The organism is Streptomyces sp. B15 (genome assembly GCF_018070605.1).
In the GTDB taxonomy this organism is placed as follows: Bacteria; Actinomycetota; Actinomycetes; order Streptomycetales; family Streptomycetaceae; genus Streptomyces; species Streptomyces smyrnaeus.
In genome coordinates this window covers 1-16063 of record NZ_JAGPXJ010000012.1, presented here as the reverse complement: position 1 = coordinate 16063, position 16063 = coordinate 1, and the positions used below count along the sequence as shown (strand labels likewise).

The following is a 16063-nucleotide window of genomic DNA, read 5'->3' as shown; positions in this document are numbered from 1 at the left end:
AGGTGGCTCGCGTCGCCCCGGGGCCGGAGAACTCCGAGGACTCGGCGCATGTGTTGCTAGTCCATAGTGGTGCGTTTTGTGCCCATATGCCCCATGCGGGACGATGGCCTGCTCACTCCCCAAGTCCCCCACCACGCCCAGGCCTGTGCCGAGGAAAGCCCGATCAGGTTCGGGTGGCCCTGCCGCACCCCTGGCCCTCGGCTTCCCGTATCCGCTCGTCCATCGGTCGGCTCCGGTCGTAAGGATCGACCGCCGGGCCGCTTCCGTTGCCTGCCGCCTGCTCGTGGCCGAACCTCGGATTGAGGTAGCCGTTGAAGATGTCGCAGCCGCCGTTGGTGGTGTCCAGCTTGTACGAGACGACCGAGAAGGTGCCCGGCCGGGTGACCACCTTGTCGGGATCGTCCCAGCTCATCACCATTTCCCGCCGCACGATCGTCCGCGCGACCTCGTCACTTCCCGCCTCGGCCGGGGTGACCGGGTAGACATAGGTGACGTCCGCGGTGACCTCGAGGGCCCCACGCTCGCCGACCTCGTAGGTGACCCGGCCGCGTGTCTTCACCACGTCTCCGGCGAGCTTCACCTTCGCCGGGTCGAAGCGACTGAACAGCAGGAGCGGGTTGTTCTTCCGGCTCGGATCGCGGAACCCGGTCTTCAACAGCTTCTGCACATCCTGCTGACGGGGGTTGATCAGCGCGATTGCCTTCCTGGGGTGCTTTCCGCGCAGCACAGCCGCGTCCAGGCTGGACGCGGACAAGAAGTCGCGGGTCCGGTTCAGCGCTTGATCGACCTGCGCTTTGTTCATCCACCCGGTGGCCCGTGCCTCCGGAAGGCGGATGCCGGCCAGGCCGTCGTCCCACTTCTGCGCGGGCGATCCCCTGAACGGCTCTTCCAGTGTGGGCCGCTGTGCGTTCACCGCGTACGGTGCGGCCGATTCCTCGGCGCTCGGCGTTTGTTCGCCGTCGGCACCAGGGAACCACCCGACCACCCCAGCCGGATTCAGCGCCAGCACCAGCAGCACGAGCGCGACCAGGAGCCCTGTCCCGTACCAGATCTTCCTCCCGCGGCGACCGGTCCGCCGCTGCTTGCCCCGGGGGCTGCCGCCCAGCTCGTACGTTCGCCAGCCGGTCGGGCGGTCAGGCTCCTCGCGCAGCCTCCTGGCCACCATCCGCGCCCGTGCCGAGGGCTCCTTGGGAGCCTCCTTCGCCCCGGACTCGGACTCTCGGAGGAACCGCTCCAATTCCTCGTCCGATATGGAGGCTCCGTCCTCTTCCCCACCCTTGCTCACGCTGTTCTCCCCGCCCCTCTCCGCGCCTCAGTCCCACTGCCGGGCGTCGCGCGGATGATCGTACAACCCCGGTCCGCCCCGAGTGCCTGGCGGCGGTCGATGGGTGGTGGCAGATCGAGGGGCTGGAGCCCGCGTTCACGCATAGGCGTCCGCGACGACGACTCGACGCACCGTGCGCAGCGTCGACCGGAGAGTGCCCAGATCGGTCGAGCCCAGGGCGAGGCGGATCGCCTGTGGTGTGTGCGACGAGGTGGTGAACGGCTCCGCCGTGGTGACCGAGATGTGTCGGCGCGCGAGCGTGGCGGTCAGTCGGTCGGCGCGTGCGTCGTCGGCAGTGGCAGCCAGGTGTGGTAGGACGAGGGGTGGCCGATGAGCGGAGGCCCGCCAGCTCCTGCCCGACGAGTGCCTGGCGCGTCTTGGCGTCGTCTCGTTTCCGCGCTTCCAACTGGTTCACTGTGCCGTCGTCGAGCCAGCGGCAGGCGATGGCGGTGGTGAGGGCGGGGGTGTTCCAAGTGGTCGCCCGGATGGCGCGTTCGAGCGAGGGAGGAATACGCCGAGTGCGCCTGGCGCAACATCACCCCCTACCTGCCCGATCCCGCACCGACGCTCGTCTGACCGACCAGTCGCAGGCGACGGGTCGGTCAGGAAACCGCGACCTTCGCGACGACATGCGGACGGCGCGGGAAGGCCCTCGGCGAGCAGCCGCTCGGCCTCGGTCGGCGGAAAGCCGCGCCCCTCAGCGGTCAGCGGCACCGGCCGCACAGGTACCCGCGCCGCAGAGCGGACCGGGACCTGACCGAAGCCGGCGCAGGCGCCCACCGGCCCCGCCGCGTCCGGCGCGCCCGGCGCGGCGGGGGACCGTACGGCGACTGCCAGGCCGGCCGCTCGGTTCGACCCGGTCCGTCCACGTCGCGGCGCCGTAGGACCGGGTCGTGGAGCCGTTCGCCCGCCACGCCGAGGTCGTTGTCGTTGTCGTGGAGCGGACACCGGAACTCGCCTTGTACGGACCGCACGTGCAGCGGTCCCGGGACAGCGGGGTCGGCGGTCTCCCGGCCTCCGGCGCCCAGTGTGAGGAGCCACGCGCCGAGGGCCTGGTGGTCCGCAGTGACGCGGGATTCTCCGTTCGCCCGGAAACGCCCGGAGGCGCACCCGTGGCAACGGTGGGCAACGATCGGCAGGCAGGTGGGTACGACCACCCGGTTCTTGGACACAGAAATACACCGGTTCCAGTGAGAAGATCGCAGCGGAAAGGAGCGCATCGCACAGACGCGATACGCGACGAATCAGCGCTCGGGAGATCTCACTTGGTGTACAACGGCACATCCTTGGCAGGACGACTGCGGGCCGGAGCACGATAACGGCACACGGGAGTTCGGCTCCACTGCTTTTCGGACGGTCGGCGCCGTCTCGCAGGGCCCGCATCGCCGGGGGAGGGAAAACCGCGCGTCTGGCTCCCCGCGACCGTGCGCAGTTGGGGCATGCTCGATCACATCGCCATCCAGGTGAACGACATCGATGCCTGCGAGAAGGCGAGGCGTACGACCGCGCACCAAGCGCATGTCGAAGTCCGCGCCCGGGCGGAACGTCGGCCGCCGTCGAACAGGCTGTCGGCTCGTCAGCGCCCCAGTACGGCCATGGCCGCGTTGTGGCCAGGGATGCCGCTGACGCCACCGCCGCGCACGGCTCCCGCACCGCAGAGCAGGACGTTGGCGTGCCGCGTCTCCACACCCCAGCGTCCGGTGCCGTCCTGGGCGTGGGGGAAGGCGAGGTCGCGGTGGAAGATGTTGCCGCCGGGGAGGCCGAGGTCACGTTCCAGGTCGAGCGGGGTCTTCACCTCGATGCAGGGCTTGCCGTCGGCGTCGGTGGCCAGGCAGTCCGCGAGCGGCTCGGCGAGATGGGCGTCGAGCTGGGCCAGGGTCGATGTCAGCAACGCGTCACGTACGGCGTCGTGGTCGCGGGTGAACAGGTGGGCCGGGGTGTGCAGGCCGAAGAGCGTGAGGGTGTGGCAGCCCTGTTCGGTGAGTTCCGGTCCGAGGATGGAGGGGTCCGTGAGCGAGTGGCAGTAGATCTCGGAGGGCGGGGCCCCGGGCAGCCGGCCGGCGGCGGCATCGGCGTACGCGGCGGCCAGTTGGTCGTAGCCCTCGGCGATGTGAAAGGTGCCCGCGAACGCCTGATGCGGGTCGACGGCCGGGTCGCGGAGCCTCGGCAGCCGCTTCAGCAGCATGTTGACCTTGAGCTGGGACCCCTCGACGGGAGCGGGCGGCTCCTCGCCCAGCAGCGAGGCGAGCTCCCGGGGCGAGGCGCCGACGAGGACGTGGCGGGCGGCGACGACATCCCCCGCAAGGGCGGCCCGGGCGTCACCACCGCCGATCTGCTGGTCGTCAACAAGACGGACCTCGCCCCGTACGTCGGCTCGGACCTTGCGGGCATGGCGCGGGACGCCGAGGAGCAGCGCGGTGAACTGCCGGTGCTCTTCCAGTCGCTGCGCGGTGAGCCCGGCGTGGGACCGGTCGCGGACTGGGTTCATGAGCAGTTCGCCGCCTGGACGGCGACAGCGGCCCTTCCCGCATGACGACGACCGCCACGGCGCCGCAGGCCACCGCGGGCGTCAGCGCCCGCGCCCGGATCACCGCCGTACCCGACGGACGCGGCGGGACCGCGCTGCCGCTGCTCAGCGGCGGGGGACCGGTGGCGCTGCGCCGTACCCGCTCGGCCGATCCGAGCGCCGCCCGGGTCACGCTGGTCGGGGCGATGAGCGCTCCGCTGCGCGGGGACCGGCTCGCCGTCGAGGTCCGGGCCGAAGCGGGCGCCGCACTGCGGGTGGACGGCAGTGCGGCCACCCTCGCACTGCCGGGCCGTACGGCGGAGCCCGCCCGCCACGACGTACGACTGGAGGCGGGCGAGGGCGCTGTGCTGCACTGGCTGCCCGAGCCGTTGATCTCCGTCGGCGGCAGCGACCTGCGGCAGCAGCTCCGTGCCGAACTGGCGCCGGGCGCACGCCTTGTGGTGCGGGACGAACAGGTGCTGGGCCGTACCGGCGAGGAGCCCGGCCGGCTCAGCAGCCGCCTCACCGTGCGCCGCGCCGGGCGCCCGCTCCTGGACCAGCAACTCGATTTCGGGCCGGGTGCTCCCGGTTGGGACGGCGGTGCGGCCCTGGGCGGACACCGGGCGGTGGGCCAGCTCCTGGTGGTCGACCCGGTGTGGGACCAGGAGCCCCCGCGGGCCCGCGTCCTGGGGGAGACGGCGGTCGTCACCCCGCTGGCGGGGCCCGCCGTGCTGGTCACCGCCCTCGCCCCGGACGCTCTTCAACTGCGGCGTGTTCTCGATTCCGCACTGACGTTCACTTCTTGGTAAAGAACGATCCGGCGGCCTGTCCCTTACCGGCGACGACCATGAAGGATCCCCTCTGAAGGCCACCACCGTGGTCACCGACAACAGCCGTCGCACCCGGCAGCAATCGGAGGGGAATCACGTGAACAGACGGAAGGCGGCCATAGCCGCCGCCGGCACCATCGCCGCCGGAGCCCTCACGGCGGGGCTGATATCCGTTCCGTCCGCCGTCGCGGAGGGCGGCAGCACCCACGCGCGAGCCGGCAAGCACTCGGGCGCCGCCGAGGCGCGCGGGGTGCGGAAGGCAGCCGCCCGCGCCGCCCGCGCCGGCATCGACTGGAGGGACTGCCCGGCCGACTGGGGACTCAAGGACGGCGTCGAGTGCGGCTGGGTCACCGTCCCCCTCGATTACGCCGCCCCCGACGGCAAGAAGATCAAGCTCGCCGTCGATCGGGCCCGCAGCACCGGCGGCCAGGAGAAGCGCCAGGGCTCCCTCGTCTACAACCCGGGCGGCCCCGGCGGCTCCGGGCTGCGCTTCCCCAACCGCATCCCGGACAAGAACCCGCTGTGGGCCAAGGCCGCCACCGCCTACGACTTCGTCGGCTTCGACCCGCGCGGTGTCGGTCACTCGGCTCCCATCTCCTGTGCCGACCCCCAGGAGTGGGTCAAGGCCCCCAAGGCGGACCCGGTCCCAGACAGCGAGGCCGACAAGCTCGCCCAGCGCAAGCTGGCCAAGGAGTACGCCGACGGCTGCAAGGAGCGCAGCGGCGACCTGCTCTCCCAGATGACCACGCCCAACGCCGCACGCGACCTCGACGTCATCCGCGCCGCGCTCGGCGACAAGAAGCTCAACTTCCTCGGTGTCTCCTACGGCACCTATATGGGCGCCGTCTACGCCGAGCTGTTCCCCGGCCACATCCGGCGGATGATCACCGACAGCGTGGTGAACCCCTCCCGGAAGAAGATCTGGTACGACGTCAACCTCGACCAGGACGTGGCGTTCCAGGCCCGCTGGGACGACTGGAAGAAGTGGGTGGCCGAGCACGACGACGTCTACGGCATCGGCTCGACCCCCGAGAAGGTCGAGGCCAAGTGGCGCGAGCTGCGCGCCACCGCCAAGAAGAACCCCATCGGCGGCGTCGTCGGCCCCGCCGAGCTGCTGGGCTTCTTCCAGAGCGCGCCGTACTACGACTCGGCCTGGGCCAGTGTCGCCTCGGTGTGGTCCGCCTACCTCAAGGGGGACGAGAAGCCGCTGATCGAGTCCGCAGCACCGGACCTGTCCGACGTGGCGGGCAACAAGGCGAGCGAGAACGGCAACGCCGTCTACAACGCCGTCGAGTGCAACGACGCCAAGTGGCCCCGAGACTGGAAGACCTGGGACCGGGACAACACCCGGCTGCACGAGAAGTACCCGTTCCTGACGTGGTCCAACGCGTGGATGAACTACCCCTGCGCCGTCTGGCCGCTCAAGCAGCACGACGCCCTGGAGATCCGCGCCAAGACCTCGCACCCGGTGCTGATGATCCAGGCCACCCGGGACGCCGCGACGCCCTACCCGGGCGGTGTGGAGCTGCACAAGCGCCTCAAGGGCTCCCGGCTGATCACCGAGAGGGACGCGGGCTCGCACGGCATCACCAACCTGAAGAACCCCTGCATCAACGAGCGCGTCGACGCCTATCTCCTCAAGGGGACTGTCGGCGCCAAGGACGTGACCTGCGCCCCGCACGCCACCCCGGAGCCCGTCGGGTCCCCGGCCAAGGCAACCGCGAAAGCGAAGGCCGCAGCGGTGCCCGCGCTAGTTCCGTAGAGCGTCGGCTTCGGTAGAGCGTCGGCTTCCGCAGTACGTCGACGTTCAGTGAACGCCGACTTCCGTGGCGCCTCGGAGCGAGTCCGAGGTGCCACGGAAGTCGACCGGCCGGCACGGACAAGGGGCGGCCCGAATCCTTCGGGCTGCCCCTTGTCCGTCGCCTAATGCTTCTGCCGCTTTTCCCGCCTCTCCTGCTTTCCCTGCTTCTCCTGTTTCTCGCGGGCCCGTTCCTCGGCCTGGGCGGCCTTCGCGTCGGGGGCGTACATATCGACGTACTCCTGGCCGGAGAGCTGCATGATCTCGTGGATGATCTCGTCGGTGACGGCCCGCAGTACCGTCCGCTCGTGCTCCATCCCCGCGAACCGCGAGAAGTCCAGCGGCTTGCCGAACCTGATCGTCACCCGGCCCATGCGGGGCACCTTCCGGCCCGGCGGCTGGAGTTCGAAGGTCCCCACCATCGCGCACGGGATCACCTTCACCCCGGCTCCGAGCGCCATCGCGGCGACGCCGACCCGGCCCTTGTAGAGCCGTCCGTCGTGGGAGCGGGTGCCCTCCGGGTAGATGCCGAGCAACTCTCCCTTGCGCAGAACGCCCAGCCCTTCGTCGATGGCCGCCTGCCCGGCGCCCTTCCCGGAGCGGTCGACGGGGATCTGGCCCACGCTGTGGAAGAACGCCGCGGTCAGCCTGCCCTTGAGACCCGGGCCCGTGAAGTACTCGGCCTTGGCGAGGAAGGTGATGCGGCGCTTGAGGATCGCCGGCATCACGAAGTGGTCGGAGAAGGACAGATGGTTTCCCGCGACGATCGCGGGCCCCTCGTCCGGTACGTTCTCCAGGCCCTCGATCCGTGGCCGGAACACCAGCCGCAGCAGCGGCCCCAGCAGCACGTACTTCAGGACGTAATAGAACACGTGCCTCTCCCGGCTCTACCGCGGCGGCTCAGGTGCCTCAGGCGCCTCAGGTGGCTCAACGATGCGCTCCTCGCCGGTCAGCGCGGGCAACTGTCGGCTCCTGACCGAACGTCACTTCATGTGATTGAGGTACCGATCGTAGCGCCTGGACGGGCCGCGGTCCGGGGTACTGCCTCTCAGGCATGTTCGACCCGACGAACGGCGTTCTGTCGCTAATCGCCGTAAACGTCCTCTTCATGAGGTCCTCGGGTGTTTCCTGGTGCTCCGTTGAGGTGATCATGCGGTCACTCAACGAATGGATGAGTGGACAGGGCAGGTTCCATCGTCCGTGCATGGGCAAAACGAGTCGGTTGATCGATGACACCCTCCCGGCCGGCTGAAAGTATGGCCCATCTGAAAGGAAATTCAGCTGTCTGCAGCAGGAGAGCACCTGGTCAGCGCCACACCGTTCCGAGTCGCAACTTCCAGAAAATGTGTTGGGCGGAATGCCGCATCCCGGCACGGTCGATGAAGAGTACGAGCGCGGTAGCGCAACAGGCGTCCCGCCTGCCGGGTGGGCGCAGTTCGAGTCACAGAGGAATTCAGTGCGCGAATTCTCTCGGCCACGGCCGATGAGCGAGTTCAAGCATCATGGGGGAATAACGCTGTGGACATTGACATACTCGGCCCGCTGTCCGTCTCCTGCGAGGGACGAACCATCGGGGTGCGCGCCAGCAAGGTCCGCGCCATGCTCGCCACCCTGGCGCTGGAGCCGGGGCACGTCGTCTCGCATGTGGAACTGGCCGATGAACTGTGGGCGGGACATCCGGTCGGGAATCCCCGCAACGCGCTGCAGGCGCACGCCACGCGCGTCCGCAAAGTGCTGGGCCTGCCGGCAGGGGACGCGGCGCTGCTGCGTGCCGTCCCCAACGGCTATCTGCTGAACGTCTCCCGGGACCGCATCGACGGCAACAGGTTCCTGGATCACGCGGTGCGGGGTTCGGAAGCCCTGGCCGGCGAACCGGAGCGGGCGCTGCGCCATCTGGAAGCCGCGCTCGGGCTGTGGCGGGGGCCGGCCCTGCTGGATGCGGGCGACGGGCTGCGGTGCCGCAGCGCGGGCGCGCTGTTCGAGGAGCGACGGCTGACGGTCTGGGAAGACCTGGCAAGCGCCCGGCTGATCCTGGGCGACGAGTCGCGGGCGATCGCCGAACTGCGCCAGCTCACGGCGCAGTACCCGCTGCGCGAGCGCTTCTGCGAACTGCTGATGCTCGCGCTGTACCGGACCGGCCGGCAGAGCGACGCGCTGGAACTCTTCCGCCTCACCCAGCGGCGCCTCGACGAGGAACTGGGCATCCAACCGGCGGAGCCCCTCCAGCGCCGGCACGCCGAGATCCTCGCGCACGATCCCGCGCTCTCCCATCCCGGGGTGCTGTGGGGCCGTCGCGAACCGGGGCGCGACGGACTTCCCACGGGTTGACGCCACATGACCACCCCAGACGAGGAACAGGAGCAGCCCGCCATGCACTCGGGACGGGGCAGCAGCACCGACGACGACCACGGGGCCTTCGGGTCCGAGCCGATCGCCGTGGTGGGCATCGCGGCGCTCTACCCGGCGGCCCGGTCAGTGGCCGACTACTGGCGGCTGCACACGGACGCGGCGGGCGAGGGCGACCGGGAAACGGGGCGGCCAGCCGCCGGTACGAGCGGTACGAGCACGACGACCGGTACCGCCGGGCCACCGGAAGCCGGCTACGGCTCCGGATCCGGCTCCGGACTCGACGATATCGAGGTCGACGTCGCCCGGTTCGGCATCCCGCCGGCCCAGGCCGCCTCCATGGCACGCATGCAGCTCCTCATGCTGGAGGCCGCCCGCCAGTGCCTGGACGACGCGGGTTACGCACAGCGGCCGTTGCCGTCCGAGAGAACGGACGTGGTGACCGGCACCTGCTTCGGGCTCGACCGGCAGTACGCGAACGCCCTGCGGGTGGAGGGCAGCCGGTACGCGCGCGACCTGGAGCGGGCGACGGCCGAGGCCGAGACGCCCGGTCCCGGTGGCGCGGGGGCCCGTGCCGCCGAGGAGTTCCGCTCCGCGATGCTGCGCCGACTGGGTGCCTCGCCCCACGACCGGATAGGAGAGATGGCGAGCACGATCCCGGCCAGGGTGGCGGCGGCGTTCAAGCTGCGAGGACGCACCCTGGCCGTGGAGTCGGCCGACGCCACCTCGTATCTGGGCATCGCGCACGCGGTGGACAGCCTCCGCTGCGACCTGACGGACGCCGCCTTGGTGCTGGCCGGGCAGTGCCATGAGGGCCGCTCGGCCTCCCCGGCCCCCGGGCCGTCGTCCGGCAGCGCCGCTCTTCCGCTCTCCGAGGGCGTCGGGGCGCTGCTGCTCAAGCGGCTGTCCTCGGCGGTGCGGGACGGTGACCGCGTCTACGCCACCCTCGTGGACTGCACCCTGCGCCAGGACGCGCACCCCGGTGTCTTCCGCCACTCGTCCTCGACCCCTCGGCAGCGGGAGACCATCGACGCGAGCTGGCGGCGGACGGGTGCGCCCGCGGCCTCCGTGCAGTACGTGGAGTGCGCGGGGGGCGGTGTCGAGTTGCTGGCGGGGACGTACTCGGGCCTGCTGGAGGCCGCGCCCGCCCCCGTGGCCGTCGGCAGCGTCCGGGACCGGCTCGGGGACACCTACGCGAACGCCGGGCTGGCGGGTGTCAGCAAGGTCGCCCTGGCGCTGTACCACCGACGGCTCCCCGCACAGCGCGCGGCGGTGCCCGGGGAGTTGCCCGTCTCCGGCACACCGTTGCGCACGGTGGTGGAGGCGGAGGACTGGCAGCGGCCGGCGGGCGGCGGCCCCCGCCGTGCCGTGGTCGGCGGGGCCTCTGTGACGGGCACGCTGTGCCACCTGGTGCTCCAGGAATACGCGCAGGACGATGACCGCTCGCAGCCCCCGGAGCCCCAGAGGCGCGGTGCCCGGCTCCGATGGCACGGAACCGGCCCGGAACCCATCGCCGTGATCGGATACGGCGGGCGGTTCGCCGACACGGCCGATGCCGAGGCGTTCTGGGCCGCGATGCTGGCCGGCCGGGACCACATCCGCCCGGTCCCCGACGCCCTGCTCGACCGGGAGCTCTACCACAGCCCGCACGCCCTCAGCCTCAACCGCAGTTACGCCGAACAAGGCGCTCCGATGCCCGTGCCGAGGACACCGCCGCCGGGCGTGCGGATTCCGCCGGGCCGGTACGAGGCGCTGGATGCGGCTCAGCGGGTCGGGCTGGCGGTGGCCGACGAACTGTTCGCCCGCCGGGGGATGGCGCCCGGCACGCTGACCGGTACCGGTCTGGTCGCCGTGGGCAGCAACTTGGGGCTCGCCACCGAGCGGAACGCGCACACCGGGCGGTGCCTGGACGTGTTCGAGGAGACGGTGCGCTCCCTGGGCACGCTCGAGGGCTGGTCCCGTGACGAGGTGGAGCCCCTGTTGAAGTCGGTGCGCGAGCTGTACGGCGAGCCGGGGCCCGCCGACCGTCCGACGATGCTCGACGGCTGTCTGGCGAGCGGGGTGGCGGCGCTCATCGCCAACGAATACGGTCTGGCCGCCGTCCCGGTCGCCGTCGAGGCCGCCTGCGCCTCCTCGCTCGCCGCCGTCGACATGGCGGTCACCCGGCTGCGGACGGGCGCCGCGGACTATGCGCTCGCCGGCGGCGTCGAACTGCCCTGCAACGCACGCGACATGATTCTCTGCTCGGCGCTGGGCCTGCTCTCGCACGACAAGATCACGCCGTTCGATCTGGCGGCCGACGGCTTCACCCCCGGGGACGGCTGCGCGCTCTTCCTGCTGAAGAGGCTGCGGGACGCGCGGCGGGACGGTGATCGGGTCCTCGGTCTGCTGCGCGGCGTCGGCGCGTCCAACGACGCCAAGTCGCTCATCGCTCCCGATGCGGCGGGCCAGTCCCGCGCCATGCGACAGGCCTTCGAGCAGGTCGACTTCGCCCCCGCGGCGGTGGATTACGTGGAGGCGCACGGAACCGGGACCCGGGTGGGCGACCGTGTGGAGGTCGCGGCCATGGCGCAGGTCTACTCGGGCCCGCGGCGCGCCCCGCTGGAGATCGGTTCCGCCAAGTCGTTCTTCGGGCACACCTTCGCGGCCGCGGGAGCCGCCGGGTTGCTGCGTGCGCTGCTGGCCGTGGGCGCGCGGACCCTTCCGCCGAACGCCAACCTCCGGACGCTTAACCCGGAACTGGAACTCGATCTGATTCCCGCCCGCGTCTCCACCGGTGCGCAGCCCTGGCATACGGGGTCCGGCCGCCCCCGGCGCGCGGGTGTCAGCTCGTTCGGCACCGGTGGCATCAACTATCACCTGCTCCTAGAGGAGTACACGGACAGTCATGGACTTTGATCTCTCGCCCGAAACGGAAGAGATGCGCGACATGGTCGTGCGTTTCGCCCAGCGCGAGCTGGCCCCGCCGGCCGCCTTCGACGCCGTGGACTTCCGTCGTCGCTGGCTGGCGGCCGGCCGACAGGGGCTCGTCGGCAGCAGCGTCCCCACCGCGTACGGTGGCAGCGGCCTGGACGCGGAGTCGGCCGCGGCGATGATGGAGGCCCTCGGGTTCGGCTGCGACGACACAGGCTTCGCCTTCTCGATCGCCGCGCACCTGTTCGCCGCCGTCATGCCCATCGTCGAGTTCGGGACACCGGAGCAGAAGAAGACCTGGCTCCCCGCGCTGGGTTCGGGGGAGTGGATAGCCGCGCACTGCATCACGGAGCCGGAGGCCGGCTCGGACGCACTGCGGCTGCGGACCCGCGCCACGCGCGACGGCGACGGCTACCGGCTCAGCGGCTCCAAGTGCTTCACCACGAACGCGCCGGTCGCGGACCTGTTCATCGTGCAGGCCGCCACCGATCCGGACGGCGGATTCTTCGGCCTGACCACCTTCATCGTCGAGGCGGGAACACCCGGCCTGAGCGTGGGACAGCGCTACGAGAAGGTCGGTCTGCGCGGCTCACCCATGGCGGACGTCCACTTCGACGACTGCCTCGTCCCGGCCACCCAGGTGCTCGGAGCCGAGGGTTCGGGCGCCGCCGTCTTCTCCTGTTCGATGAAGTGGGAGCGCACCTGCCTGTTCGCTGCCTACCTGGGCGCCATGAAACGGGTGCTGGACTCCACGGTCGCGCACGTCAGGGAACGTGAACAGTTCGGTACGCCGATCGGCGCCTTCCAGGCCGTGAGCCACCGCGTGGTCGACATGATGGTCCGCCACGAGTCGGCCCGGCTGCTGCTCTACAAGGCGGCCCGGGGGCTGGCCGACGGTACCGGCGACGAGATAGGCCCGGCGCTGGCGAAGATCGCGGTGAGCGAGGCAGCGGTACAGCTCGGCCTGGACGCGGTGCAGTTGCGCGGTGCGTTGGGGATCCTCGACGGCGAGGCCGAAGCACTGCTGCGGGACGCCCTGCCCGCCCGGATCTTTTCCGGCACGAACGAGATCCAGAAGAACAATGTGGCACGTGTGCTCGGACTCAACCCCCGTCGGCGCGGCACCGGACGGCTGTGAATCCGACCGCCGGGAAGCGAAGAGGGCGGTCGGCATATGAAGAGAATGGTCAGCATATGAGGGAAGGAAGAACGGAATGGACGTCATTGTTCACCGGATCCGGCTGCGCGGCGGAGTGGACCCCGCCGCGTTCGAAAGGTGGGTGCGGGAGACGGACTACGCCACCTGCCCCCTGTTGCCCAGTGTGCTGTCCTTCACCGTGCAGCGGGTTACGGACGACAGTTCGACGCAGTTCGACTACTTCGAGGTGATCTCCGTGCGCAGCCGTGCGGAGTTCCGGCGTGATATGGAAGGCGACACGTTCCAGGGGCTGGCCGCCGAGTTCGAGAAGCTGGCGACCGTCGTGGACGAGCTGGTCGGCGAGCGCGTCGAGCCCGGCTACTCTGCGGCATGAGGCCCACCAGCGGGCGGGCCTGTGCCCCGCTCCGGGGCCGTCGCAGGCGGGGTCGGCGGGAGCGGCAGCCCGCTCATCGGCGGGACACCTTCTGTTCGATCGTGTTGATCAGTCCCGTCTCGTACGCGACGGCGACAGCCTGCGCCCGTGACCGGACGTTGAGCTTGTGCAGCACATTGTGGACATGGGACCGGATCGTGGCGCCGGAGACCGAAAGCTTTTCCGCGATCTCGTCGTTGGCCATTCCCTGCGCCAGCAACAGCAACACCTCGTTCTCCCGTAGTGTCAATGTATTCGCTGCCGGGGGTAACGGACAGGAACGCGCCAACATTTCCACGGATTTTCGCGCGGCAACCGGAACCACAATGGCATCCACTTCGACCAGCGTTCTGATCACGTGAATGAGTTCATCCACCGAGCTTTCCACGGAAAGTACGGCACGTACCCCGACCCGGAGCGCTTCGAAGGCCCTGGGCATGTTCTCGGCCTTGGCGAGCATGAGGACTTTGCTCAGCTGGGCGAGCTCGGCGAGCTCGGTTCGGTCGTCGACGGTGAGCGCCGGACTCACCACGACGATCACCTCGGGCGGGTCCTCCGTCGCGAGCGCGACGATGCTCTGCACCGATGTCTCCGCCCTGACCTGCAGGTTGTGTTCTTCGAGCAGGGCGCGCATGCCCTCGCACATGATGACTTTGTCGCAGAACATCAGTATGCGGGTGCTCATGACCGACCCCCCCGGGTGGTCGGCCGAGGGGGTCTGTGTGGTGAATGAACTTCCCGGCCGAAGTGCCCGGGTGGCTTGGCGTAGGTCCTGGTAATTGAACGATGCGTCAACAACCATACCCTCATAAGCATCCGTCCCCCGTCCGTCGGAATGGGTCACTTTAACACGACCTTCAGGCGGTAGCCAGGGTAATGTCGACCAGGCAAATCCGCACGGCTTGAACAGGATTCAAGTGCGTGGAATGCGAGACAGCCAATCGCTTGCTGCAACCTATTGCCGGGTGTTTGCCTGTTGCGGCATACAACAGGAGAAATCTTGGTGACGCGGTCCCGTCGCTTCGCCGCTGTCAGAGCGAGCGGTGTTCCCCGGCGTCGGGGCGTCTCGCCGTGGGCGGGACCGCGGCGGTGGGCCGGCCGAGCCGGCTGACGAAGAACGTCCGTCCCGCCAGCCCGAGCCGGGCCTGCAGCTTCTGCCGCAGGTCCTCGTGCTGCACCACGACACTCACCGGGTGCAGGGCCAGTCCCGCACCGGCCGCCGCCAGCCAGTAGTCCGCGAGCCGCGCACCGCCGGCCAGCAGATCGGCGGGTCCGGGCTGTGCAGTCGTGAAGCCCATGGTCGTCAGGGCGGGGGTGCCGGCGCGTACGGTGGCGGCGAGACCGTCGGCCAGGCGGCGGTCGAAGCCGAGACGGCACAACGGCCGCAGCACCCGGGGATCGAGCAGCACCCGCTTGGCCAGATGCCGGGCGGGTGTCAGAGGGCCGAAGAGCTGCCGCAACGTGAAGCCGTCACCACGCATGTCCGCTTCGGCACGGCTCAGGCGCAGATAGGAATGGGTCTCCCGCCACGCTTCCGGATGGCTGAAGTCGCGTCCGGCGTAGCGGGAGCAGAAGGCGGCGAAGGCCTCCAGCTGTTGGGGTCGCGTCAGATGCTGGACGGTCACGGTGCCCGGCCACAGCTCCTCGACGGTCGGGGTCTCCAGACCGTCGAGAAGGCCGGCGTCGAGCGGCTCCCTCCGGTAGGCGCCGCGCTGGGTACGTCGGGCCCCGGCTGTGGTGCGGAGCTCGGCGAACCGTTCGCCGGACCCCTCGCCGTACCTCAGGGCCGCCACACACAGCAGGGACCACCTCGGCGGCCACCCGCTGAAGGGTGCCCGAGCGTCGGCTTCCAGGACCCGCACCCGGGACGGGGCCCAGCCCTGCGCGGCGAGCGCGCGCAGCAGCGTACGCCAGTACGCGCCGCAGCTCACCCGCATCTCGACGGCGTGGGCCGGCAGGGCGGTCAGCTCGCGGCCGTGGTCCAGGGCGAGTGCCACATACTCCTCGTCCGTTCTCTCCTCCCCGCCACCGAGCAGGGTGGCCGCGGCAGCCCGCGCCGCGTCCGTGGACAGCCGGGCGAGGCCCCAGGGCTGGCAGTTGTGCGACGAGGGACTGAGCGCGGCCGTCGCGGTCGCTCCGGTGAGGGCCGCGTCGAAGCGCCGCTCCAGTTCGGTCGCCGCATGGCTCGTCGGCTGCATGGATCCTCCACTACGTGCTCACCACGGCCAGGTAATAGCCGTCGATCTCGAACGCCCAGCTCTCCTTGAGTCCGCCTTCCGCGGCGGGTGCGTGACGGAGCAGCCCGACGCCGGCCCGCCAGCTGAAACGGCCGTCCGGCCGCCACCCGGTCAGCGCCACTTCGCAGGCGTCGACGCGGAGACCGAAGCCGTAGTGCTTGAGCACGGCCTCCTTGCAGGCCCAGCGCAGCGGCAGCGGCATCGCCGCCAGGAGTCGCCGCTCGGGGTCGGCGGAGTGCGGCTCCCCCTCGGCGGTCAGCAACTCGGCCAGCAGCGGCGGGACCACGCGCCGGTGCTCCAGATCCACCCCGACCGCGTGCGGCCCGCAGACGGCCACCGCCAGGTCGGCCGAGTGGGACAGCCCCACCTCCACCGGCGCGTCGACCACCGGCTTGCCCGCCCGCATCCCGTCGGGGATGGCGTCGACGCGTACCTCGCGGTTCGTGACCAGGTGGCCCCGCTGCCGCAACTGGTGGGCGCAGACGCTGTGCTTGAGAGCGAGCCGCCCCGCCAGCCACTCGCACCGTCTGCTCGGCAG

General features: G+C 70.5%; 11 protein-coding genes and 2 pseudogenes. 7 read left to right on the top strand and 6 right to left on the bottom strand.

Translation table 11 applies throughout. From position 1 onward, the window contains the following. Positions 1-163 precede the first annotated feature (163 nt). Both KBY19_RS08235 and KBY19_RS08230 read right to left on the bottom strand, forming a co-directional pair. The gene (locus KBY19_RS08235; RefSeq protein WP_099885982.1) at positions 164-1285 is read right to left on the bottom strand and encodes a hypothetical protein; all 1122 of its coding nucleotides are present in this window, start codon (positions 1283-1285) and stop codon (positions 164-166) included. A gap of 1615 nt (positions 1286-2900) precedes the next feature. After that, positions 2901-3614 (bottom strand): annotated as a pseudogene (locus tag KBY19_RS08230) (FAD-dependent oxidoreductase); the annotation flags it as partial. On the opposite strand from KBY19_RS08230, the pseudogene KBY19_RS08225 reads away from it, so the two are divergent. The 3 genes and pseudogenes from KBY19_RS08225 to KBY19_RS08215 form a co-directional block, all read left to right on the top strand. Then, positions 3597-3857 (top strand): annotated as a pseudogene (locus tag KBY19_RS08225) (GTP-binding protein); the annotation flags it as partial. The pseudogenes KBY19_RS08230 and KBY19_RS08225 sit on opposite strands and share 18 nt — an antisense overlap. Further along, positions 3854-4639 carry an urease accessory protein UreD gene (locus tag KBY19_RS08220; protein WP_185016197.1) on the top strand — a complete coding sequence of 262 codons (786 nt, stop codon included), beginning with the start codon at positions 3854-3856 and terminating at the stop codon, positions 4637-4639. The pseudogene KBY19_RS08225 and the gene KBY19_RS08220, both read left to right, overlap by 4 nt. A gap of 118 nt (positions 4640-4757) precedes the next feature. Continuing rightward, entirely contained in the window at positions 4758-6422 is a 1665-nt protein-coding gene (locus KBY19_RS08215; protein WP_210965491.1) for an alpha/beta hydrolase, read from the top strand. A 161-nt stretch (positions 6423-6583) separates the two neighbouring features. Here KBY19_RS08215 and KBY19_RS08210 read toward each other — a convergent pair whose 3' ends face one another. After that, a complete protein-coding gene (locus KBY19_RS08210; protein ID WP_099878162.1) occupies positions 6584-7330 on the bottom strand; it encodes a 1-acyl-sn-glycerol-3-phosphate acyltransferase in 747 nt (248 codons plus the stop codon). A 646-nt stretch (positions 7331-7976) separates the two neighbouring features. Here KBY19_RS08210 and KBY19_RS08205 point away from each other — a divergent pair. The 4 genes from KBY19_RS08205 (at position 7977) to KBY19_RS08190 (ending at position 13249) form a co-directional block, all read left to right on the top strand. Beyond that, the gene (locus KBY19_RS08205) at positions 7977-8786 is read left to right on the top strand and encodes an AfsR/SARP family transcriptional regulator (protein ID WP_099878160.1); all 810 of its coding nucleotides are present in this window, start codon (positions 7977-7979) and stop codon (positions 8784-8786) included. Between the two features lie 6 nt (positions 8787-8792). Further along, positions 8793-11702 carry a polyketide synthase gene (locus KBY19_RS08200; RefSeq protein ID WP_247690743.1) on the top strand — a complete coding sequence of 970 codons (2910 nt, stop codon included), beginning with the start codon at positions 8793-8795 and terminating at the stop codon, positions 11700-11702. Continuing rightward, entirely contained in the window at positions 11692-12855 is a 1164-nt protein-coding gene (gene redW / locus KBY19_RS08195) for an L-prolyl-[peptidyl-carrier protein] dehydrogenase (protein ID WP_099878157.1), read from the top strand. Before KBY19_RS08200 ends, redW begins: the two co-directional genes overlap by 11 nt. A 76-nt stretch (positions 12856-12931) precedes the next feature. Next, positions 12932-13249: a RedY protein gene (locus KBY19_RS08190; protein ID WP_099878155.1), complete on the top strand. Its 318-nt coding sequence runs from the start codon at positions 12932-12934 to the stop codon at positions 13247-13249. Positions 13250-13322: 73 nt separating this feature from the next. Here KBY19_RS08190 and KBY19_RS08185 read toward each other — a convergent pair whose 3' ends face one another. The 3 genes from KBY19_RS08185 to KBY19_RS08175 all read right to left on the bottom strand — a co-directional run. After that, a complete protein-coding gene (locus KBY19_RS08185; RefSeq protein ID WP_099878152.1) occupies positions 13323-13973 on the bottom strand; it encodes a response regulator transcription factor in 651 nt (216 codons plus the stop codon). 346 nt (positions 13974-14319) lie between these two features. Further along, positions 14320-15486 (bottom strand): RedV protein, encoded by a 1167-nt coding sequence (locus KBY19_RS08180; RefSeq protein ID WP_210965490.1) that lies wholly within the window; start codon positions 15484-15486, stop codon positions 14320-14322. Positions 15487-15496: 10 nt separating this feature from the next. Continuing rightward, positions 15497-16063: 4'-phosphopantetheinyl transferase superfamily protein (locus KBY19_RS08175; RefSeq protein ID WP_210965489.1), on the bottom strand; the 567-nt coding region annotated here is incomplete at its 5' end.